This window comes from Bacillus nitratireducens (assembly GCF_001884135.1).
Taxonomy (GTDB): domain Bacteria; phylum Bacillota; class Bacilli; order Bacillales; family Bacillaceae_G; genus Bacillus_A; species Bacillus_A nitratireducens.
In genome coordinates, this window is sequence record NZ_MAOC01000078.1 from 111,983 (window position 1) to 135,179 (window position 23,197).

Consider the following 23,197-nt stretch of genomic DNA (forward strand, 5'->3'; position numbering starts at 1 on the left):
CCTTATTTTTTATACATTTGATCGAATACGCCGCCATCATTAAAATGCTTTTCTTGTGCTTTTTTCCAGCCTCCAAATAGTTCATCAACTGTAAATAATTGAACTTTCGGAAATTGTGATACATACTTCTCTGCTACTTTTTCATTACGAGGGCGATAAAAGTTTTTCGCCGCAATTTCTTGCCCTTTTTCTGAATACAAATATTCAAGATATCCTTCTGCTACTTTTTTCGTTCCTTTTTTATCAACGACTTTGTCTACAACTGCTACTGGCGGCTCGGCAAGTATACTAATCGAAGGTGTTACAATTTCAAATTTATCTTTTCCAAGTTCTTTTTGTGATAATAACGCTTCATTTTCCCAAGCGATTAACACATCACCAATTCCTTTTTCAACGAAAGTTGTTGTTGCCCCACGTGCCCCTGAATCTAGTACTTCTACATTTTTATAAATTTGGCCGACAAACTCTTTCGCTTTGTCTTCACTATTGTCATACTTCTTCAGCGCATATCCCCACGCACCTAAATAGTTCCAACGTGCTCCTCCAGATGTTTTTGGATTCGGTGTAATGACAGACACACCTTTTTTCGTTAAATCATCCCAATCTTTAATTCCTTTCGGGTTTCCTTTCCTCACAAGAAATACAATTGTTGATGTGTACGGCGTAGAATTATCCGCAAGCCGCTTCTGCCAATCTTCTGCTAGTTGTTTCTTCTTACTAATTGCATCAATATCATAAGCGAGTGCGAGCGTTACAACATCCGCTTCTAAACCATCAATAACGGAGCGCGCCTGACTTCCAGATCCCCCGTGTGATTGCTTTACATTCACTGTTTGCCCATGTTTCTCTTTCCAATACTTCGCAAAGTCTTTATTGAAGTCCTGATACAACTCACGCGTCGGGTCATATGAAACATTTAAAAGCTCAACTGTCTTCTTATCTCCGCCCCCTTCAGAATTACTAGTGGATGTTGCCGAACCACACCCTGATAAAAGAACAATTGCTGACAATAAGACACCTGTACTTTTCATAAATGCTGTCTTACCCCACTGTTTCATATATAAAGCCCCCTTAGTTTGTACAATAGAAAAAGGCACACAATCTATTCACAAAAGTGAACGTTGTGCGCCTTCAGTTTCTCTGATGAGCTTCTATTGTATTCTGTTTGATTTCTTTTCATTTTAATTCCGTAATTCATATGTGTCAACTTGGAATTTATTTTTTCTTAATAAATTAAAATCAGTGAGGATAGTCCCCCACTGATTTTAGTTTCAACTTTATCTCTTCAACTTATCAGTCTTCGCAATAAATTGAGCTGCTTCTGCGCGGCTTACCGATTTATCTGGAGCCCAGCCATTATCTGTTCCAACTGAAATGTTTTCTTGGATTAAAATATTGGCATACTTCGTACCCCAATGATTATTTAAGTCAGCAAATTCTTTTGGGAGTTTAATATTTTCATTTCTTTCTAATTTATATGCATTCACAAGCATAGAAGCCATTGATGCACGGTTAATTAGCCCGCTCGGATTAAAGTTACCCTTATCATCACCTTTTACAATGCCGGCTTTTTCAACTGCTGCGATGTAAGGTGTAGCCCAATGATTTTGAGCATCGCGGAATGATGGCTTCGCATCTTTATTAATTTCTAACCCTAAAACAGTAGCTAATATTTTTGCTGCTGAACCACGATCGATATTTTCAGCGGGTGCAAATGTACCATCTGGCTTACCGTGTACTGCCTCTTTCTCTACTAAATATTGCACTGACTCTTGTGCCCAAGTCGGTACATCTGAGAACTTAGGTTTCTTTTCAATTGCACTCGCATCGATTTCAAACTGCACTTGATATTTATGATCATATTTAATTGCTGGAATTAATATATGCATTTGCATATATTATTTTTTCGAGAATTCACCGATTTCAAATTGAACAACTTTCGTACCATTATTCGCTTTATCTTCAGAAATTACTTTTACATCATGGAATGTCCCTAATTGATTCTGATCTTCTACTCTAAGATACTGGAAATAGCTACTATCTTGCACTGTTAACGTCACGATTTTTTTATCGCCTTGTATTGTTACTTTTGCATTTTTTAAATATGTTGAAGCAACCGATGTTTCATTCGTTTTATCTTTATAAGTTTTTAAAATAACGTCATATGTACCATCTGCATGTTTGCTATTTGCTTTCATTTCTACTGCCGCTTCTGCTTTCGCAATCGGTGCCATAATACCGCTAAATGGAACTGCTAAAGTTGCTGCTATAACGAACGCATTAACATATTTTTTCTTAATCATTATCAATACGACATCTCCTTTTATATGAATATACCCAACATAACTATCATATTGATAATGATTATCAATGTCAAATAAAATTAATAATACTATTTCCTACATAAGTACGCCTTCCGCTCGTTTTTAAAAAGTAAATAATGCGCCGTGTGAACTTTTCTTTCCAAATAATCAATAGAATACGAGCTTGATGGATCAACTAAATCACCTATCGCCCCTGAAAGGTGATCAATTACCTTTTGCAATATTTCTAAGTTCTTCTTTTCACTCTCCATATTCATTTCATCCATAATGTCACAAATAAGATATTGCACTTTCCGTAAGCGTAATTCCTTCTGCTCCACGTATATCTCCTCCTTATTAGTCATATTACGGTTTAAATATATGGGCTTATAGCTTAACCAATTCTAAAAATAACGTGAAACTTTAATTAGTAGGAATTTTGTCCATCCAAACTAATCCAGCTTTTTTGGGACAAAAAGATATCCATCTCTATACATGTAGTCATAGTGATGGATATCTTTATTTTTATACTTGCAATGCCTTCTCTCTCAAAGCTCTTCGTAACAACTTACCCGTTGTATTCTTCGGCAATTCTGTTAAAAACTCAATGCTCTTTGGCACTTTGTATTTCGCTAAATGCAGCGTGCAGTAATGCGTAAGCTCCTCTTCTGTTACGTTCGTTTGCTTCAGAACGACGTAAGCTCGCACTGCTTCTCCTAAGTTTTCATCCGGTACACCAATTACGACAACTTCAGCCACAGATTCGTGAGTATATAATACTTCTTCTACTTCACGAGGGTATACGTTATAACCACCAACTAGGACGATATCTTTTTTGCGATCGACGATATAGAAGTAACCTTCTTCATCCATTTTCGCTAAGTCACCTGTATATAGCCAGCCGTCTTTAAGTGTCGCAGCTGTATCTTCTGGCGCATTATAGTAACCCTTCATAACGTTAGGTCCGCGAACAATTAACTCCCCAACTGCACCGACAGGTACTTCTTCCCCAAGTTCATTCACAATTTTATTTTCTACATGCCAAATATTTGTACCAATCGAACCTGGTTTACGAGGACGATCTAACGGATTAAAACAAGTAACTGGCGATGCTTCTGATAAGCCGTATCCTTCTGAAACAATCACATCAAAACGTTTTTCAAAGTTTTGCAGAAGGGCAACAGGCATTGACGCACCACCTGAAATACAGAGACGAAGCGTCTTTACATCTTCTGCGCTTGCTTCTTCAAATAAATATAAGTAATTGTACATCGTCGGCACACCAGCAAAAATCGTTGGTTCATACGTACGACAAATACGGAATACTTCTTTCGGACTAAACCTCGGTACCATTAAAATCGTTGCCCCGTTCACAATCGGCGCATTTACTGCAACTGTTAAACAGAACACATGGAACATCGGCAATGCCGCAACGACGCGATCATCAGCAGTATATTGTAAATATGACGCAACATCGCTTGCATTACTATATAAGTTTTTATGTGTTAACATAGCGCCTTTTGGCTTTCCAGTTGTACCTGAAGTGTATAAAATAACAGCTACATCTTCTTCATCTAGTTCAGGACCTTCGTAAGTTATATCTCCAGTTCCTATAAAACTAGTAAACGTTTTCATTTTTTCCGTTTCTGTATGAGTAAAATCTGATGAGGTTTCGCATATGATGATGTTTTCAAGTGAAGGAAGTCTTGTTGTAAGAGATTGTATAACAGGTAGAAGGACGTCGAGTACAATGATTGTTTTTACATCTCCATTTTGTAAAATATAATGTATTTCGTCTGCTGTATAAATTGGATTAATCGGAATGACAGTTGCTCCGGCTTTCATCGTTCCGTATAAACCGACTAAAAAATGTGGTGAATTTCCAACAGCTAATGCGACATTGTCCCCTTTTCCAATGCCCATTTTTGCTAAATTGCTAGAAAACCTAGTGACCACTTTGTTTAATTGGTCATACGAGACCGACTGATCCATAAATATGTATGCCGGTTTATCCCCCTTATTTTTTGCCGTTTCAGCCAAAGATTGAACGAGATTCACACAAATCCCACCTTTATAAAATTTAGAATATTTAAAAATTCTAAATTAATTATATTAAAAGAAAATTAAAGTGGCAAGTGATATTCCATTAACTGCATATACACGGAGCATCTTCTGTTGAATTTATTTGGGAGGATAAGGGAATTCCACTTACCAGCAAATTATTAAACGAGGACAGAAATCATTTTAGGATAATATGCGCTCATCTTTTCACTAAGTTTTTTTAGTTCCTCTTTATTCAAGCTCGTATGCTCCCCATACAAGTTGATTGCCTCCGCTCCGTTTTCATGAAAGAACAATGTAACATACAATGTCGGTAACCCGCCATTGCCCTCATCTATTGACAAGACAAGATCTGGTGTTTTATTCACAGTACTAAACGTTTCATTCCTTTTCCATTTCTTATTTTGAAACATAGTTTGTATATCATCTATCTTTCGTTTGTTATCTGTATGCGTAAAATATATGACATTATCCTTCGCAGGCTTTCCAATCGATAAAAGTGTGCGACTTGAGGACGTTTCATCGTTACAAGCTGTCATTCCGATGACGAAGCTGAGCAATAATACAACGCACATTACTCTTTTCATTTCGATTCGCCTCCTTTTGAATATATATATTCCTTTACGAGGGGCAAATGTCCTGTGATTTTATGGTGAATGAAATTATATAAGCGATTTTTAAAATATATCGACTTACCGATAAAACGTGACAATCTACGCAAAAAAGAGGCTGCCCGTTACGGCAGCCTCCCTCATTTTTAGAAGAATAAATGTAAGAAATCTTCTGTTGTAATATTACCAAAGTAGCGCGCGATATCTACACCTTCTAAAGCTACAGTGAATGCATCTTTATCAAATTGTACGCCTGTTAGACGCTCTTCAATGTCATGAACATCTAGTGATCCGAAGAAGTCACCGTAAATTTTACATTCTGTTACTGTTCCTTTTTTCACTTCAAGACGAACGTCAACTTGTCCAACTGGGAAGCGGTGTGAATGTTGTAAGTTGAACTTCGGAGATTTTCCGTAGTTCCAGTCCCAATTTTGGTAGCGCTCTTCAGAAAGTTTATGGATTTCTTTCCAATCATTTTCTGTTAATTCGTACGTTGGAATTTCTGTCTCACCTTCGAAAATTGTTTCTAGAAGAAGTTGTCTAAACTCTTCTGTCGTCATTTTTTCGTTTAAGAACTCTGTAATGTTCGCAACGCGACTACGGATTGATTTAATGCCTTTTGATTGAATCTTATCCATTTTCACTTTTAGTGCTGATACAACGTGATCGATTTCAGAATCAAATAGTAACGTACCGTGACTGAACATACGACCTTTCGTTGAGAACTGCGCGTTACCTGAAATTTTTCTACCTTCAGCTAAAATGTCGTTACGACCACTTAGCTCTGCATTTACGCCTAATTTACCAAGCGCTTTCGTTACAGGCTCTGTGAACTTTTTGAAGTTGCTAAAACTGTCTCCGTCATCTTTCGTAATAAAGCTGAAGTTTAAGTTTCCTAAATCATGATATACTGCGCCTCCGCCTGATAGACGACGAACGACATGAATTCCTTGTTCTTTTACGTAATCTGCATTAATTTCTTCTACTGTGTTTTGGTTTTTACCAATGATAATCGAAGGTTTGTTAATGTAGAACAGTAAATATGTTTCGTTAATATCTAAATTCTTCACACAATATTCTTCAATTGCTAAGTTTATTCTAGGATCTGTAATCCCTTTATTATCAATAAATAACATCGTATCACCTCATGAATTCCATACGTAGCCACTATGCGCTAGCGTAATATGGCCACTGAAAATTTGTTTTGCTTCTGTTACTAAATCAGATGGGTTTCCTGTATGCGGTAAGTGCGTTAATAAAAGTTCTTTTACATTTGCATCTTTCGCAATACTTGCCACTTCTGTACTATTCATATGCCCTGCTTTTGCAGCCTCTTGATGTGCATACATATTACACTCACAAATGAAAAGATCAGCATCTTTTGTGAATGGAATAAATTCAGGAATATAACTGGAATCAGCGCTATATACTACAGCGTCATCACCCGCTGTAATGCGCATCGCAAAGCATGTAACAGGATGAACAGTTTTTAAGAATGAAATGGAGAACGGTCCAACTTGAAGTGTTTCTTCTGGATTGTACGCGATTCCTTTCGTATGCGGTGCATGCGTTAAAGAATGGAATCCATTCTCATCAAACGAATGACCGTATATTGGTAACTCCGGTAGTTGTCCCTTTGCCCCGCTCATAATTAATCTCGCATATTGCAATACCCCAATGTCTGCAACATGATCGTGATGATAGTGCGACAGTACAACTGCATCTATATCAGATGGTGTTATATATTTTTGAAGCTGTGCTAGTACACCACTGCCACAGTCTACAAGTAAACGAAAACCATCGTGTTCAAACAAATACCCCGACGTTGCTTCTCCCGCTTCTGGAAAGCCGCCCCAAAAGCCAACAACAGTCATTTTCATATGTATCCATCCTTTCTAAAACCGAGTAGGAATGCATGTTTTACGTACATCCTACATTGTTAACTATAATCCATTTCCTAAACTTTTTCATTAATTTTCAATTTTGTTATAAAACAGTTGTTGACTTTTGTTTTTTGTACTAATACAATGATAGTAAGAAATGGAAATGGAGGGATTGACATGATCGATCAACCAATGGAGTTTTTCAGAAATTTACCGACGAAAACTTGTGCGCACTGCGGGAAAGAAATTGATGAGCAGCACGAAGCATACCATAACAAATGTGACGATTGCGTTCACGAAGAATAGTAGTTTGTGAACATAAAAAAACCTAGCAGACATAGTCTACTAGGCTAATAACATCGTATCCTTCATCGTTGAACCTTTCACCAAGAGCTCCAGTTCAAACTCATACAATTCTTTTTGTCGATAATTTTTCGTATGGATTTTATCCATCATCAGATCGACAACTTTTCGGGCCATCTCATCGATTGGCTGTTCAATTGTCGTAATACCTGGTTCTGTAATTTGTGATAAAATTTGATTATCAAAACCGATAACAGCGAGATCCTCTGGGATACTCCAATTATGACGTTTCGCCTCTGAGATAATTCCAGCTGCAACCTCGTCGCCTCCTGCCAAAATCGCGGTAGGATTTTTTTTGTCCTTTAATACTTCATGGAATATTCGTTTTCCATCGTCCCAAGAGAAAGCGTTTTCAAGAAAGTCGATCGCTTCTACTTCTCTACTCTTTTCAGTGATAGCGCGTAAAAAGCCCATTTTTCGCTGTTGGCTAACTACTTTTGTTTCGTTACCACGGCAAAAAATAAGATTACGATAGCCTTGTTCTAACACATGATTAGCAGCTATGTATGCACCTTGCGCATGATCAAACTTCACTGTCGGAACATTTGCTTCCTCAATATATTCATTACATAACACGATTGGACCGTGTTGTAAGTATGGCTCTACATCTTCCCACGGATTTTCTAGTGAACATAGAATAATCCCATCTACTTGTTTCGTAGATAATAACTGTAAATACTCCATCTCTTTTTCCGGTAAATATCTTGTTTGACAAATAATCAGTTTATATTTATGTTCAGAAGCAGCAATCTCGATTGCTTCAATAAATCTACTGAAGAAAGGATTTGTAATCCTTGGAACTAGCACCGCAATTGTTTCCGTTTTTTGTTTACGAAGCCTTCTCGCCGCAGAATTAGGAACGAAGCCTAAATGCTTCATCGCTAATTGAACCCTTTTTTTCTTCTCATCTGAAACATATGGATGATTATTAATCACCCTAGAAACCGTTGTCCTTGATAACCCCGCTAATTTCGCCACGTCCTCGATAGTCGACACGAAATTTTCCCCCTTTGCATGAAAACGTTTTCTTATCCTGATTATATAGTATATTATTGGAAACTGCAATATGGGTTCTTATGATTTTACTATATTAATATTATACATAGGGAAAAGTCTGTTAATGGGGAGGAATTATATAATACTTTTTTAATTTTACAGTATGCATATAAAAAAAGATGTACATACCATAACGCATATACACCTTCTTAATTAATAGGAATTCTATTCAATATAAAAGCCCATCAATACGTCGTCTCCATATGATCCATCTTCATATTTAATTTGCTTTCTTTGTCTCCCTTCTTCTACAAATCCCATACGTTTATACACTTTAATCGCCCGATTATTAATAGAAACTACGCCTAAGCAAATTTTCTCTAAACCTCTCTGCCCTTTAGCCCAACGAATAAGAAATTCAATTAGTTTCGTACCAATTCCTTGATTACAATACGCCTCCCTAATCCCCATTCCCATTGTGCCTGCATGTCGTAACCGTTCTAGTTCATATCGATTGAAAAGTAAAAAGCCAACCACCTTACTATCTACTTCATACACGATGTAAAGATTACCTTTCTCATTGCTTTTCCGTATCTTTTCTCTTTCTGCGTCAATATCATTTGGTAATTTATTTGGAGATACTATAAAAAATTTTGTAGTAGTTTCCGATAATATAATTTCTTTTCTAATATCCATAATTGATTCCGCATCAACCTCTTTTGCTAATCGTATCACCGAATCACCTCTTACCTTTTTCTTAAAAAAATAATACTAAGAACCTCTAAAATGCTCAATATGCAATATTGCATATTGAGCATCTTTTCACTTTTGATACAATATCCTTACATCTATATAAAAGGAATGTATACAATGAATCCAATTTTAACAGCTGCAAAACAAATACTACATAAAGAAGAAAAGATTTTATCTACTTTAAAATGCTCACTTACTGACTATATAAATACGCATAAGGTCCCATATCCAGGCATGCTACTTGCTACTAATAGAAGACTTCTCTTTTTTAGCCAATATAAAAATATATTAATTGCCGAATTTGAATATAAAAAAATTGTATCTATAGAAACGAAGAGAAGAATTTTTGATAAAAAAATAATATTTTATTATGAAGATGAATATATAACGGTAGGATACATGACAAGTTCAAATATTGAAGAGTTCATAGACTTACTACAGAGAAAATGCAAAACTAGCACGGACTCATAATCAGTGGGGCTCTCCCCGCTGATTCGTTATTTTAACTCCTCCCACTTCGTCCATATTTCTCTCCCGTTTATTTTGTACATATTACCGTCTCGATTCATAAACCCATGCACGATAAATTCTCGTCTAATCGTACAAAAATCATCATGATATTGTTTTATGAATGTATTAATTTCTTTTTCCGTATACTGATTTTCAGCATTTAATTTGCTAACTAAATGCTCTAACAATACTAGTTTTTTCTTCTTTTGACCTGGAATCGATTTTAGACGATCCTCCTTATCGAAAAAGTTACGAATGGTCGTATCTCTGAATTTCATTTCACTTTCGATCATTTTATTGTCCTCCATCAGTTTTTGTGTAATAAAACTTTATTGTTTGTCCTTACTATTCTTCTTCATTCTTTTACTTACAACATCCATAAAGTAATACCCACTAATTAGCACATAGTAAACTACAAGTATTCCTAGTGCATCTTTCATATTTGTATATTTTTCTTTATGAAACAAGATAGGTGAAAGGGCGTAAACAAGAAAGATGATTAGCGGATTTACGATAAAATAATAGGTAAGATTTCCTTTCATCATATCAGCTCCTCTATTCTAGTTTTCTCTGTAAATTGTTGTAATTCCTTTTCTTTTGTTTAGACTGCAATTAGAAATTAAAAGCAAGAACTCCAAGGACAAATTGATTGAGCCTCTGGAATAGCCGAATTAATAAAGAAAATAAAAAATCTATTTTCTAAAACATTGTTGTTATTGCAAAGAGCTTTTGTATTATAGATGTATAGTAAAAAATTTATAGGAGTATAAGTAAATAGAATACGAAATTGTGGATAAAGGAAAAAATTCAAAGAAACATTCGTTGCCATTTATGAAGGAAGATGTTCAAATTTCGAGTTAATTTTAAATATAATGAATGGAGAATACATAATGGACAATTTATTTAATCAAATTGCAACTTTTTTAAACATATCATTATCTCAAGAAATAACGAATGCTTTCAAAGATCCAATCTATTTGAAGCACAAGAATGATTTTTCAATACGTTTATTATCCTTTGAAGAAGCCACAGAAGTGTATGTAGACCTACATGAAAATGTTAATATTTCAGAAGTTTTCCCATTATGGACAGATGATAATTCCAATTATATAGCTGTTTACATGTTAGGACCACTAACAGGCAAAGTTTGTTTTATAGACCATGAGGAAATAGATTTGTCCCCAGTATATCCTAGTGTACAAACGTTAATAAACACTCTATTAGAAAGTCCTGAAATCGATTGGTATGAACTTCCAAAATATTATCCTTGTTCCAAAGAAAATGCGGATGAACGACAACAAGATGTACACACCATTAAAGAATTGAAGAACCTTCTTAAACAACCTGAATTAACTGAAGAAAAACGAGCTCATTATTTATTTTCAATTATGGCTTTAACTCCTTATACACACTTACATGAAATAATTCCCTTCTTGGAAGAATCGGATATGTGGGTACAAGAGAGAGCCGCTGAAATTCTAGGCTTCCATAGATATGTGCCAGCTAGAGAGAAACTAAATTGGGTTAAAGAACACGGGCAATATAACGGGAAAATGGCAGCTGAATTAGCATTAAAAAGAATAGAAATGGAATTAAAGAACTAAAATAAAAAAAACACTAACATAGTAGACTGACCTATACAAACGATAAGTTAAAATAAAAAAGCACCAAAAAGGTGCTTTTTCCCCTACGCTTCAACCGATTGATTCTCAGCAATATTTTTAAACTGTCGTTTGTGCATCCAAGTTAATGAAGCAATTGTTCCAAGTGATAATACAACGATAAAGATCATTAGTATCCCTATATTTTGCCACATGAAGTTAAAATCACCGCTTGATACGACTGCTTTAAATCCTGATACAGAGTATGTCATCGGTAGCCAAGCATTAAATGGTTGTAAAAACTTAGGAATCAATTCTAACGGGAATGTTCCAGCACTTGTTGTAAGCTGCATAATTAATGTTATGATGGCGATGAAACGCCCTGCATCACCGAAAGCTGTTACTAAACATTGAATTAATGCGATGAATGCTAAACTTGTAACGATGCTAAAGAGTATGAAGTATGGAATGCTTTGTACTTCTACACCTAATCCGAACAGTAATATGACATCTGCTACTATTGCTTGAATAATACCGACTGATAGTAAAACGCCGAACTTACTAATAAACCAACTAAATCCTGATTTCGGAACACCGACTGTATCGCGTAATGGGTATACAATAGATAATAGTAATGCCCCAACGAATAAGCCGAGCGATAAGAAGTACGGCGTAAATCCTGTTCCGTAGTTTGGAACTTCCGCCATTTTCTCTACCTTTACTTTTACAGGACTTGCAAACATATCATACGTTTTATCCGTTCCTTTTACTTCCCCTGTTTTTTCTGCCCCTTCACCAAGTTTCTCAGCAAGTTCACCTGAACCATCGTTTACTTTCACAAGTCCATCTGTCACTTTTCCGGATCCATCTGTTAGTTTATTTACTCCATCGATTAGTTGGGTTGAGCCAGTTGACATTTTATTTAGGCCACCATTTAGAGTACCTAAGCCAGTTGTTACTTGCCCTGATCCATCTGCTAATTGATTTACGCCACCTATCATTTGGTTTGTTCCTACAGATAATGTTCCTAAACCGCCTGTTACTTGGTTTGAACCGTCTTCTAATTTGGTTACTACTAGAGATACTGTGCCTAAACCACCTGTTACTTGACTTGAGCCATCTGCTAATTGAGTGATTCCACCTGCCATTTGGTTTGCTCCTACAGATAATGCACCTAACCCTTCTGTTACCTTTCCAGATCCATCTAATAATTGATTTACCCCATCAATTAATTGTCCTGATCCGTTTTTTAATTTATCTGCACCTACTTTAGCATTACCTAATCCTTCACCTAATCCATGAAACTTACTTACAAATTCGTTTTGCGCATTCGTTAATTTCTTAATACCACTCGTTAAATTTCCCACCTCCTCTGGATTCGGCATTTTGCTTTGCATTCCACTTGTCTTTTCACCGATTTCACCTTTTAATTGTTTTACTTCTTCATTTAATTTGTTTGTTCCACCTGCTACTCCGGCAGCTTTCTGCTGAACTGTCGCCGTACTTTTTGCAGCATTTGTTATAAATGGCTGTAACTGCTCTTGGTATTCTTTCGGTAAACTTTCAATTTGCTTTTGTAAATTCGCAACATCTTGCGCTGCAGTTTTTGCATCCCCTGCTGTTGATTGAGTGAGTTCATTTAACTGATTTACATTTTCTCCAGCTCCATCTATTTTCTCATTTACTGTATTCAATATAGAAGGAACTTTCGACTGCATTTCCCCTAATCCTGCAACAGAGTTTTGTACTTTATTATTTAACTCTTGCAAACCCTTTTGAATCTCCTGAGAACCTTTCTCTAATTGACTTTGCCCTCCCGCAAGTTTTTCCATACCATTTGATAGTTCAGTTGTTCCTGTTTTTAATTCATCTGTTTTACTTACCATTGTGTTCAAACCGTTTGTTACTTTCTCAGATCCACTTCGCAATTCGCCAATTCCTTTTTGCATCTCACCCGTTTTGCCATTTAATACATTTAAACCATCTGTTACTTTTCCAGATCCATCTTGTAATTTCCCTATACCTGTTTTGCCATTTAACGTATTTAAACCTGCTGTTACTTTTCCAGATCCATCTTGCAATTTCCCGATACCTATTTGCATTTCACCTGTTTTGCTATTTAGCGTATTTAAACCGTTTGTTACTTTGCCTGACCCATCTACTAATTTATTAGATCCATCTGCTAATTTCTGAACTCCATCCTTCATCTCCTCAGATTTCCCTTGAAGTGTATGAAGACCATCCGTCACTTTACTTGATCCATCATGCAGCTCACTTGATCCGTCATGTAGTTTATTTGCTCCGTCCGCTCCATCTGCTAATCCTTTTGAGACATCTTTAATGGAATCAAACATTTTCTCTGCATATGTTTTCGTTAACGTGCTTGATACTTCACTTTTAATTTTTTCAATGGCTGTTCCGCCAATTTGTGAAGATAAGAAGTTCAAACTTTCATTTGGAATATATTCTAAGTTCAATGGTTTCGGATCGTCTTTTAATAACGTTGTAGCGTTACTTGAGAAGTCATCTGGAATACGGACTAACATGTAATACTTTCTGCCTTCCATTCCCTCTTTCGCTTCTTTTTCACTTACAAATTCCCATTTAAAACTTTTATTATCTTTTAAATTATCAACGAGCCCTTTCCCGACCTCAATTGGTTTCCCATCAAGTTCTGCACCTTTATCTAAATTGACTACCGCAACTGGTAAGTCATCTAGCTGTTCATACGGATCCCAAAAAGCCCATAAAAACATACCCGCATATAAAATCGGTACAAATAAAACCGCAATGATTGGGATTAATATTTTTTTACTTTTTATAATCTCTGCAAATTCTTTGCTAAGCAACTTATGCCATTTCATAATTTATCCCCCTTTTCAAAAATGACCAAAATGTCTTTTCGGTCATTTTTACCCAAATAAAAAGGCTATATCTGTTCATACATATGCCTTATCCCCGAATTTATACTATGCAACTATTCCTCATTATGAAATTTCTTTCTCTATTCCCCCCTCAATTAAATATATGACCATATTGTTCAATTGGTCATTTTTTATAATATTAAAAGGATTATCTTAATTTGACAATCCTTTTAGTAAATACAGTTCGAATAACTCCGATATTTTTTCTTTTTCTAACGGTTCATGATTTTTTTCCCAATCAAAAATAAGCGATACGTATAGGCGAAGCATAATAAACGCTGTAATTTCTGGATCACATTTGCTAATTTCACCTTTTTCAATTGCAATCTCTAAATAAGATTGAATGACAGAAACGATTTCCACATCTACTTGTTGCATCACTTCTTGTACTTCTTTCGTTCCCATATCGCGCTCTTCTTGAATTAATTTAATCATGAGCTGATGTTCTTTTCTAAATTCTAATATGCTATATAATGCTCTATGTACATTTTCAAAAAATGAAATATCTGAACGAATTGCATTTTCTGCAACTTGCTTCATTTCTGTAATTAAATTAGAAATAATTTCGCCAAATAGCTCTTCTTTATTTTTGAAAAAAGTATAAATCGTTCCTTTTCCTACATTCGCTAACTTCGCAACTTGATCCATCGTCGTCGCCTTATAACCGAACGCTGAAAAAGACTTTGTTGCAGCTTCAATAATAGAACGTTTTCGATCTATCGCCACATCGTCACCTCCAAAAATGACCAATTGGATAATATAGTCAATCAGTACATCTTTGATATTACCACACGCTTACATTCTATACAAGTTCTCTTTTTTATTATTTCCAGTATAAAAAAATTCCAGTCAATGTATATCATACTGTTCATAGTTTATCAGAAGAAAAGGAGAAAGGAAAAGATGTTCTTCACATATAATTTTTATAAATACCTTTTTCTTATTTCAGCGTAGAAAGCGTAATTTTATCTAAACTAGAATTCCATATGTCTTCTCTTTTCCTTTCACTCTAACAATCTTCTTCTACAGTTAAACCTTACTTAGCAACAACAAAATTCCTCTTTTTCTAATAACCACATAAAAAAACAAGAAAATCCTTACAATTAATAGTAAGATAGACAGTAGACAGATTTATAAAAATAGTGGAGGCTTTTTCAGTCATGATGCGTGCACTTCGTTTAAATATAAAGCAAGCTTTTTGTAGCCGGGTTTCTTTAATTATTATGTTTAGTGGATTAGCTCTGATTTCTATTTATCATTATTATTATGTAATTCGTTATTTAGGAGACGCAACGGACGGGACTATGGCAACTGCTTTTAAATGGATCGGGTTTCGTGATAATGAAATGGATGTGTATTTATTATTACTGCCTGTTATTGCAAGTTTACCATTTAGTACAAGTTACAATTCCGATAAATCAGATGGTTTCAAATCTTTTATAAGTAAGGAAATTTCCCTATTCTCGTATTCCTTTACAAAATATATCGTTACATTTTTCTGCGGTGGATTTCTTTATACTTTACCGTTCATTTTTTCGTTATTGCTTTGCAAATTAACAATTCCAAATGGACATCCAATCGTCAGTACGAGTATGTTAAGCAGTAACGGTGAATTCACAGAGTTATATTTCTCTTCTCCCATCACCTATATTTCTCTATATATTGGGATTAACTTTTTATTCGCTGGTTTAATGGCGATCTTAGGTTTAGCAGCGTCCACATGGTCACAGAAAGATTACATGGCATTTCTATTTCCATTTGCAGTTACTTCTATTCCTTTAGTCCTGCTAAGTACAGTATTCCCTACAATAGGCGGAGCACCTATTCACTTATATGATCCGAAACAACCATTAGACGGGATGTCACCATACATCTTAATCATTCAATGTACATTTTTCTTCCTTGTCAGCTTATTCATGTATATAAAAGGGATACAACGGGACAAAAAAAGATATATGAGAAGACTTCAAAAACGAGATCGATGTAGAAAAGCTTTTCAAGTAATTTCAGACTAAGTAATTAAAACGAATAAGAGCGTAATTCCCTATGTGAGATGGGAATTACGCTCTTATTCGTTTACATGTATCAAATGCATACTTTCACTACTCTTCTTTTACGGTGTCCCAGCCAATCCCCACAAAATAACAACCGCCGCAAAATAAATTGCTTTAATAGCTACCACTAAACATAATGAAATAATTGCATATTTACTTAATTCTCTTCTCGCACCTATTAAAGTAAAAATAACCGCCAAACTAAACGTTACATAAGAAGTTGCTGTATTTATTAAGTAATACATACTATCTAGATTCTGTGTAAGCCCTGTTATATCGGCTACAAACTGAAGCATGACGATTGTACTAAAAAAAACCGCCAGCTGATTCATTAATTTCCCATTTATTCGTGCTTGCATCGTTGACCTCCTCAAAAAACTAAATATTCAATTAATTTTATCATAAATTTTATAAAAAGGGGGATCTATATATAATCTCGAGTGATTCATTATATTCTCTTTTTAAATAAAATGATCACTGCTAAAGCCATAGAAAATCAGCAATTTAAATATAGTTAAAGATTTACAATATTGTAAATTTATTATTTTCTAGTTATGATTTGCATATGGATAAACATAAATAGTCCACATTACATTGGAAAGGGGCGTTTTGATCATGCAACCTAAAATTCATACTTGGAAAAGTTATATGTTTTTAACCTTTAGCCTATTCAGTACTATTTTAATGTTTTCACTTGTTCCTGTCTTAGATCGATTTGGTCCCAATACAGTTACTCCTATGACGTACGCAATATTATGCGGAACTATTTTATCTATAATAATGGCTATCATTTCATTTATTAGTCCTTCTGAAAAGAAAGTATTACCTATTATAGCTTTAGTGGTCACTCTTTTGAATATTTTACTTATTGGCTCTGTTCTCTTATTTGGCTACCTATTTACTAAATAAGCATATAACATTAGCAATTGGAGGCATTTCATTATGCAGACTAAAAAGAACGCTTAGATACCTAAGCGTTCTCCTACTTTAAGAAGCCTTCTTCAAATCAATTTGAGCAAGTACTGGATCATGGTCACTTACACGCCCATGTTCTTTCATAATGTTTGAGTTTAAGTGTACTGGGTCTACAATTGTGTGCGGTGCGATGTTATTTGTTACTAAAATATGATCTAACACTTGTGCGTTACCTTCATGAATGTACGTGTAGCGATTCTCTTTCGGCACTGTGTTTAACATATCTTTTAATATCGTTCCTTGCAGTGCTTCTAGTGGTTTAGAGAACTCGAAATCGTTCATATCACCTAATACAACAACTGGTGCATTCGTATTCTTTTTCTGAATACCTTGTACGAATTGATTCACTTCTTGTGCTAATTGAACTCGTTTTTCTTCACTCTTTAATACGAGCGGCTGCACTTTTCCAAATGGTGTTGCATCTCCTAGTTTTGAGTTTAAGTGATTTGCGATGACAACAACGTTTTGTCCTTGGAATGTAAATTCTGCAGCTAACGGTTTACGTGTACTTTCAAATAAAGGATTTTCATCTCCAATACGAACTACATTTTTATCTAGTAACTTCGGTACTGTCGCTAATTTCACACGAGATGGGTTATAGAAGAAACCGACGCGAATATTCGCTCCAGGTGCCCCGCCGTCTTGATTGTTGTTCGGCGCAATTTCTACATACTCATACTTCGGTCCACGAATTTCTAATACAGCATCAATGATACGTTTTGCACTTAAAGATGCATCTGTTGTACCGTCATTGATTGCTCCATTATTATCTTGCATTTCCTCTACACCGATAATATCTGGCATTTTTAAATTATATTTAATAGAATACGCTAACGCTTTTACTTTTTCATCTGTTGTTTCTTTTTTGTTAGCTGAGAAGTTTTCAATATTATATGTAGCAACTGTTAACTTATCAAGACGCGGCTGAATATTTGCCCCTACTTGCTTAAATCCGCCGTCCACTACAGATGGCAATTCCGTTACTGGCGAAATGCGGAACGAACCGTAGTCATACCCTACTACTCCTGTTATATCTCCAGTGAACGTATCGCCTACTTTCGCGACATAATCACGAGGTACTTTTACAGAAAGGCGCTCTGGATTTAATTGCTCTTTATCTAATAAAGGCGTACCATACTTCGTTACTACTTTATCTCCACCATTTTTTACTGTTACATATAAATTACCGTTTTTCTGCGGAGCGATAATTTTTGGCGTTGGCATCGTAACGCGCATACCTTCTACACTTTCATAAAAATCGATTGCATCTTCACTTGGATCAAATAAACTGAATGCATCATTATCGATAATTTGATCAGGGATTTTCACACCGTTTTCTCCTAATACAATCGGCGCTGGTAAAGGTTGATCTTTTGCGATTACAGCAACGCGACTCGCCTTAATTTCCGTCGTCGTTAAGTCTGTTTCAAATCGCTCTGCATATCCAGGTCCAACATATTCTTCTACTTCTCCATCAACTTGGACAAGATCTCCTACTGCTACATTCGTATCTTTTTTGTATACGTAAATACCTTCAGAAGTAGCTGGATCTTCATCTGGCTGATTATCTTCTACATAAAAACCATTTTTATCTAGAGCTGTTACAACACCTTCTACATTTCGTACTTTTTTTCCATTGTAAGGAGAAATATGTGATTCCCCTTGAATATCATGGATACGAACTTGTTCATTTGTGACGATTATAAATGAAAATGTTGAAACCGCTGAAGGAGTAAGCCCTTCTTTTTCTGCGATTGCTTTCACTACACTATTTTCATTCATTATAATTTGTCCGTTATAACGAACGCTTTTATTTGTAGGATTAGAACCATCTAACGTATAGTAGATTGTTGCTCCTTCTGTGCCCGTTGTTAATGTTACCGCTGTTCCTTTCGCAACTTCCCCGCCACCAGGCGAAGCTACTACATCGCTAACACGGTTTTGTTCTTCCCCTTGAAACTTATGAGCTGTTACCGATTTTAAACCGGGGCTACCAAAATATAATTCAAGCGTCCCTGTTAGCTGAACTTTCTTTCCGATATTTTCAGGATGATCTTTCACGTTTACAGCTGATCTCACATCGCCTTTTGGCAACTGAACAGGCATGATCTTGTCTGGATTCGTTTCGTTTGGCGAATCAGCAATTGCCACGTTTGTATCATCAAACTTAGCCGGATCTTTCGTGTATTTAGAAGGACTCTGCGTATACCCAACGATATATCCTTCCACTATCCCCTTCGTTTTCCCTTGCTGCTTAAATACTTGAATTGCTTTCTCTACTGACATAGAAGTAGTTTCTTCCGCCTGCGCTAAAGTTCCAGTAAATGAAAGCAATAGCAATAATGATAAAAAGATACTTAACAATTTCTTCACAGCCATTTTCCTCTCCCTAATTCATATTTTCTCAGCATTTCTATCATATCAAATGATTCGTTATATAGAACTATATTTCGACAAATTTTACACAAAATTTATTTAATTTACAAGTTTTCAAACTATAACACAAAATAACTTATATAGGTTTATTAACTAACAGGTATCTTATTTAATAAACAAACCGCCTTCAATCTAATTGAGGGCGGTTTGTTTGGAATATTTTAATTTGCGACTAATTCAGTCTCCATTACTTTCTCTAAATGAGTTAGCACACACTTTGCAGCTCTCTCACCCTGTTCAATACAATCCGGAAGACCAGCACCAGCATAGGAGCTACCTGCCAAATACACACCTGGCAACTCGCTTTCCATAAATGTTGTGAGCTTCTTCATTCGGTCTTTATGGCCTACTGTATATTGAGGCATCGCTTCTTTCCAGCGGCTTACAATTGTAAACTCTGGATCCTCTGTAATATCCATTGTCTTTTGTAAGTCCTCTAATACAAGCTGCACAATTTCTTCGTCCGTTTGTTCAACAATCGCTTCATCACCTGGGCGTCCGACGTAACAACGAAGAAGCGTTTTTCCTTCTGGCGTTGTATGTGGCCATTTTTTATGTGTCCACGTACACGCCGTAATCGTGTAATCACTATTTCTTGATACGACAAATCCGGTACCATCAATATCGCGCTGAATGGCAGACTTCGAGAAAGCAAGTGCCACGTTTGCAACGGATGTAGATGGAATGTTACGGAAGAAACGAAACTGCTTATACTGTGCAAACATAGATGGCAATACTTTATGTGGTGCTGCAACTACAATCGCGTCTGCTTCCATTTCTTTTCCGTTACTAAGAGTAATCGTATAGCCATCACCAAGTTTCGCAACTTTCTCAATACGCGTTCCTTTTATTACCATATCATTAGGAATCTTCACTTCAAGAGATTCTACTATAGATTCTAAACCGGTTTTCACAGTTTTAAAGATTCCTTTTTTCACTTCAGCCTTCTCTTGCTTCGGAGCGAGCGTACGCATACCGAGTGAAATACTACGGTGCTCCTGTTCGATTTGATAAATTTGAGGGAATGTTGACATTAAACTCATTTCATCAATATCCCCTGCATATATACCAGATAATAATGGCTCAATTAAATTTTCAACGACTTCATTTCCGAGGCGATGTCTGAAAAACTGCCCGAGTGATTGATCAGAAACTGGTTTTGACCTTGGCATTAATAAGTCAAAACCAGCTCTTAATTTACCAATTGGGGAGAACAATCCGGAAAATAGAAACGGCGTAATTTGCGTTGGAATTCCCATCATTGATCCGCTCGGCATTTTATGTAACCGATTATTTACAAGGATAAATGATTGACCGGCCTTATTATTTACAAGTTCATCGCCCAGTCCTAATTCTTTCACTAATTTAGCTGCACTCTCTTTTCTTGCTAAGAAAGAATCAGGGCCACGTTCAATTGTAAATCCATCTTTTTGAACGGTTTGAATTTTCCCGCCAAGTTTACCAGACGCTTCTATAAGCAATGTATCTATCGGCAAGTTTTTTTCGCGAATTTCTTTTTGTAAGTAATACGCTGTCGATAAGCCTGTAATACCACCGCCGACGATCACAACTTTTTTCCTCAAGTAAGCCCCCCCTTTCTTCCTACAATGCAGATTCTTTTTTCTTTAATACAACATCTGCTAAACAGTCAATAAATGCATCCGATGCGTTTGGCATTTCTGGACGATAATATTTTGCGCCAATTTCATCCGTTACAACTTTACACTCAAAGTCATTGTCATATAAAACTTCTAAATGTTCCGCAACAAATCCAACTGGTGCATATACGAATGAACTGTAGCCGTACTTTTCATTTAATTCTCTCGTTAAATCTTGTACATCTGGACCAATCCAAGGATCTGGTGTATTTCCGGCACTTTGCCAGCCAACTGCATAATTTGCTACTTCAGCGCCTCTTGCAATATAGTCAGCTGTTTCATTTAATTGATCTGGATATGGATCGCCCAGTGCGATAATTTTTTCTGGTAAGCTATGTGCAGATACAATTAACACAGCTTTGTCACGTTCTGCTTCTGACATACCGTTATATATACCTTTCACTGCATCGACCCAATACTGAATAAATTTCGGTTCTTTATACCAGCTATCGATGCCGTGAATTGTTAAGTTTCCAAGTTTTTCTGCTTCTTCTTGCGCTCGTCCTACATACGACTTCACGCTAAAAGTAGAATAATGAGGGGCAAGAACGAGTGCAATTGCATCTTCTATTCCATCTTTATGCATAGCTTGTACTGCATCTTCAATGAACGGTTCGATATGTTTTAAGCCAAGATACATGTGGTACTCTACTTCATCTTGCACTTCATTTAAACGCGTCTCTAACTTTTTAGCTTGCTCTAATGTAATAGTAGCTAAAGGAGAAATACCACCAATTGCACGGTAACGCTCTGTTAAATCTTCTAGCATTTCAGGACTTGGCTTTCTTCCTCTGCGAATATGTGTATAGTAACGTTCAATATCTTCTTCTTTATACGGCGTTCCGTATGCCATTACAAGCAAACCAATTTTCTTTTTCATACAGCCAATCTCCTTTACTTCGCTAACTGTTCTTTAGAGTATTCATGAATAAATGTAGTTAAGCGTTTTAATGTATCTGGATTTACTTCTGGGAATACACCGTGACCTAAGTTAAAGATATAACCTGGCTCTTTCATCCCTTGATCTAAAATACCTTTTACATGTTCTTCAATAACAGACCATGGTGCTAGTAAGAACGAAGGGTCCATATTTCCTTGTACCGCCTTGTGAACACCACGTGCGCGTGCTTCTTCGATCGGTAAGCGCCAATCTAAACCTACTACATCAAGAGGTAAGTCGTGCCATTCATTCACTAAATGTGCAGCACCTACGCCGTGCATAATCATTGGAACACCCATCTTACGAACTTCTGCAAAAATACGCTCCATCGCTGGTTTAATAAATATACGGTAATCCGCTACATTTACTGTTCCAACCCAAGAATCGAAAATTTGAACCGCTTTTGCTCCTGCGTTAATTTGCGCTTTTAAATATGTAATAACCATATCTGCAAGCTTATCCATTAATGCGAACCAAGCTTTCGGCTCTGCATACATGAACGCTTTCGTATTATGGTAGTTACGAGAAGGACCGCCTTCAATCATATAGCTCGCTAACGTAAATGGAGCTCCTGAAAAACCGATTAACGGTACATCTAACATTTCTGTCGTTAATAAACGAATTGTATCTAGTATGTAAGGTACGTCATCTTCTGGATTGATTTCCCCTAATTTTTCTACATCTTGTAAAGAACGGATTGGATTATCGATTACTGGACCAATACCAGATTTAATTTCCACATCAACACCAATTGCAGGTAGTGGTGACATAATATCTTTATAAAGAATTGCTGCGTCTACGTTATATTGATCAACTGGCAACTTTGTAACATAAGCGCATAATTCTGGATTATGTGTAATTTCAAATAAAGAATGTTTCTCTTTTATCTTTCTATATTCCGGCTGTGAACGACCTGCTTGACGCATATACCATGCTGGTACATACTCTGTACGTTCCCCCCTACATGCTTTTAAAAATGTCTCATTTATAGTTCTTACCAAGACCCTAGCTCCCTTCCTTACCAACACTTTTTCTTTAAATACGCTCTATTCCGATATTTATCTTTTTTTACTATACAGCTTGTAAAAACAAAATGCATAGCATTATGTACGTTGTTCATGAAATTGAC

22 protein-coding genes and 1 pseudogene are annotated in these 23,197 nt (G+C 36.0%); 5 read left to right on the forward strand and 18 right to left on the reverse strand.

Annotation, left to right across the window (positions count from 1 at the left end):
• Nucleotides 1–2 precede the first annotated feature (2 nt).
• The 7 genes and pseudogenes from BAU23_RS21050 to BAU23_RS21080 form a co-directional block, all read right to left on the reverse strand.
• Nucleotides 3–1,058 (reverse strand): sulfate ABC transporter substrate-binding protein, encoded by a 1,056-nt coding sequence (locus BAU23_RS21050; protein WP_000815957.1) that lies wholly within the window; start codon nucleotides 1,056–1,058, stop codon nucleotides 3–5.
• A gap of 219 nt (nucleotides 1,059–1,277) precedes the next feature.
• Nucleotides 1,278–2,303, reverse strand: a pseudogene (locus BAU23_RS21055) (S-layer homology domain-containing protein).
• A gap of 89 nt (nucleotides 2,304–2,392) precedes the next feature.
• On the reverse strand, nucleotides 2,393–2,644 hold the full coding sequence (locus tag BAU23_RS21060) for a hypothetical protein (protein ID WP_000435462.1): 252 nt from the start codon (nucleotides 2,642–2,644) through the stop codon (nucleotides 2,393–2,395).
• Nucleotides 2,645–2,828: 184 nt separating this feature from the next.
• Entirely contained in the window at nucleotides 2,829–4,361 is a 1,533-nt protein-coding gene (locus BAU23_RS21065; RefSeq protein ID WP_001055205.1) for a fatty acid--CoA ligase family protein, read from the reverse strand.
• 164 nt (nucleotides 4,362–4,525) lie between these two features.
• Entirely contained in the window at nucleotides 4,526–4,951 is a 426-nt protein-coding gene (locus BAU23_RS21070; protein WP_000832595.1) for a hypothetical protein, read from the reverse strand.
• A 170-nt stretch (nucleotides 4,952–5,121) separates the two neighbouring features.
• Nucleotides 5,122–6,111 carry a lipoate--protein ligase gene (locus BAU23_RS21075; protein ID WP_000897293.1) on the reverse strand — a complete coding sequence of 330 codons (990 nt, stop codon included), beginning with the start codon at nucleotides 6,109–6,111 and terminating at the stop codon, nucleotides 5,122–5,124.
• 9 nt (nucleotides 6,112–6,120) lie between these two features.
• Complete coding sequence (locus BAU23_RS21080; protein WP_000784651.1) at nucleotides 6,121–6,855, reverse strand: MBL fold metallo-hydrolase; 735 nt, start codon at nucleotides 6,853–6,855, stop codon at nucleotides 6,121–6,123.
• 180 nt (nucleotides 6,856–7,035) lie between these two features.
• On the opposite strand from BAU23_RS21080, the gene yhfH reads away from it, so the two are divergent.
• Entirely contained in the window at nucleotides 7,036–7,164 is a 129-nt protein-coding gene (yhfH, locus tag BAU23_RS21085) for a protein YhfH (protein ID WP_000567010.1), read from the forward strand.
• A gap of 39 nt (nucleotides 7,165–7,203) precedes the next feature.
• On the opposite strand, the gene BAU23_RS21090 is transcribed toward yhfH, so the two are convergent.
• Both BAU23_RS21090 and BAU23_RS21095 read right to left on the reverse strand, forming a co-directional pair.
• Entirely contained in the window at nucleotides 7,204–8,217 is a 1,014-nt protein-coding gene (locus BAU23_RS21090; protein WP_000103727.1) for a LacI family DNA-binding transcriptional regulator, read from the reverse strand.
• 225 nt (nucleotides 8,218–8,442) lie between these two features.
• The gene (locus tag BAU23_RS21095) at nucleotides 8,443–8,952 is read right to left on the reverse strand and encodes a GNAT family N-acetyltransferase (RefSeq protein ID WP_000620035.1); all 510 of its coding nucleotides are present in this window, start codon (nucleotides 8,950–8,952) and stop codon (nucleotides 8,443–8,445) included.
• A 135-nt stretch (nucleotides 8,953–9,087) separates the two neighbouring features.
• Here BAU23_RS21095 and BAU23_RS21100 point away from each other — a divergent pair, with 135 nt between their 5' ends.
• Nucleotides 9,088–9,441, forward strand: coding sequence for a PH domain-containing protein (locus tag BAU23_RS21100; protein ID WP_001068211.1), 354 nt, complete (start codon nucleotides 9,088–9,090; stop codon nucleotides 9,439–9,441).
• 26 nt (nucleotides 9,442–9,467) lie between these two features.
• Here BAU23_RS21100 and BAU23_RS21105 read toward each other — a convergent pair whose 3' ends face one another.
• Both BAU23_RS21105 and BAU23_RS21110 read right to left on the reverse strand, forming a co-directional pair.
• On the reverse strand, nucleotides 9,468–9,773 hold the full coding sequence (locus tag BAU23_RS21105) for a DUF2087 domain-containing protein (protein ID WP_071735104.1): 306 nt from the start codon (nucleotides 9,771–9,773) through the stop codon (nucleotides 9,468–9,470).
• 36 nt (nucleotides 9,774–9,809) lie between these two features.
• Complete coding sequence (locus tag BAU23_RS21110; RefSeq protein ID WP_033656531.1) at nucleotides 9,810–10,025, reverse strand: hypothetical protein; 216 nt, start codon at nucleotides 10,023–10,025, stop codon at nucleotides 9,810–9,812.
• 345 nt (nucleotides 10,026–10,370) lie between these two features.
• Here BAU23_RS21110 and BAU23_RS21115 point away from each other — a divergent pair, with 345 nt between their 5' ends.
• Nucleotides 10,371–11,084, forward strand: coding sequence for a hypothetical protein (locus tag BAU23_RS21115; RefSeq protein WP_000369243.1), 714 nt, complete (start codon nucleotides 10,371–10,373; stop codon nucleotides 11,082–11,084).
• Nucleotides 11,085–11,167: 83 nt separating this feature from the next.
• On the opposite strand, the gene BAU23_RS21120 is transcribed toward BAU23_RS21115, so the two are convergent.
• A complete protein-coding gene (locus tag BAU23_RS21120) occupies nucleotides 11,168–13,945 on the reverse strand; it encodes a YhgE/Pip domain-containing protein (protein ID WP_071735105.1) in 2,778 nt (925 codons plus the stop codon).
• A gap of 213 nt (nucleotides 13,946–14,158) precedes the next feature.
• A complete protein-coding gene (locus tag BAU23_RS21125; protein WP_000963368.1) occupies nucleotides 14,159–14,731 on the reverse strand; it encodes a TetR/AcrR family transcriptional regulator in 573 nt (190 codons plus the stop codon).
• A 434-nt stretch (nucleotides 14,732–15,165) separates the two neighbouring features.
• On the opposite strand from BAU23_RS21125, the gene BAU23_RS21130 reads away from it, so the two are divergent.
• Complete coding sequence (locus BAU23_RS21130) at nucleotides 15,166–16,020, forward strand: hypothetical protein (protein WP_000984177.1); 855 nt, start codon at nucleotides 15,166–15,168, stop codon at nucleotides 16,018–16,020.
• Between the two features lie 98 nt (nucleotides 16,021–16,118).
• Here the strand turns inward: BAU23_RS21130 and BAU23_RS21135 are convergent, their stop codons facing one another.
• Nucleotides 16,119–16,418 (reverse strand): hypothetical protein, encoded by a 300-nt coding sequence (locus BAU23_RS21135; RefSeq protein WP_001148896.1) that lies wholly within the window; start codon nucleotides 16,416–16,418, stop codon nucleotides 16,119–16,121.
• 256 nt (nucleotides 16,419–16,674) lie between these two features.
• Here BAU23_RS21135 and BAU23_RS21140 point away from each other — a divergent pair, with 256 nt between their 5' ends.
• Entirely contained in the window at nucleotides 16,675–16,968 is a 294-nt protein-coding gene (locus BAU23_RS21140; RefSeq protein WP_001182568.1) for a hypothetical protein, read from the forward strand.
• A 78-nt stretch (nucleotides 16,969–17,046) separates the two neighbouring features.
• On the opposite strand, the gene BAU23_RS21145 is transcribed toward BAU23_RS21140, so the two are convergent.
• From BAU23_RS21145 to hemE, 4 genes are all read right to left on the reverse strand, one after another.
• Nucleotides 17,047–19,413, reverse strand: a complete 2,367-nt coding sequence (locus BAU23_RS21145; RefSeq protein ID WP_000279238.1) for a DUF6359 domain-containing protein — start codon at nucleotides 19,411–19,413, stop codon at nucleotides 17,047–17,049.
• A gap of 218 nt (nucleotides 19,414–19,631) precedes the next feature.
• Nucleotides 19,632–21,053 carry a protoporphyrinogen oxidase gene (hemY, locus tag BAU23_RS21150; protein ID WP_001228092.1) on the reverse strand — a complete coding sequence of 474 codons (1,422 nt, stop codon included), beginning with the start codon at nucleotides 21,051–21,053 and terminating at the stop codon, nucleotides 19,632–19,634.
• A gap of 19 nt (nucleotides 21,054–21,072) precedes the next feature.
• Nucleotides 21,073–22,008, reverse strand: a complete 936-nt coding sequence (hemH, locus tag BAU23_RS21155) for a ferrochelatase (RefSeq protein ID WP_000726806.1) — start codon at nucleotides 22,006–22,008, stop codon at nucleotides 21,073–21,075.
• A 14-nt stretch (nucleotides 22,009–22,022) separates the two neighbouring features.
• Nucleotides 22,023–23,069 (reverse strand): uroporphyrinogen decarboxylase, encoded by a 1,047-nt coding sequence (gene hemE / locus BAU23_RS21160; protein WP_000252618.1) that lies wholly within the window; start codon nucleotides 23,067–23,069, stop codon nucleotides 22,023–22,025.
• Nucleotides 23,070–23,197 lie beyond the last annotated feature (128 nt).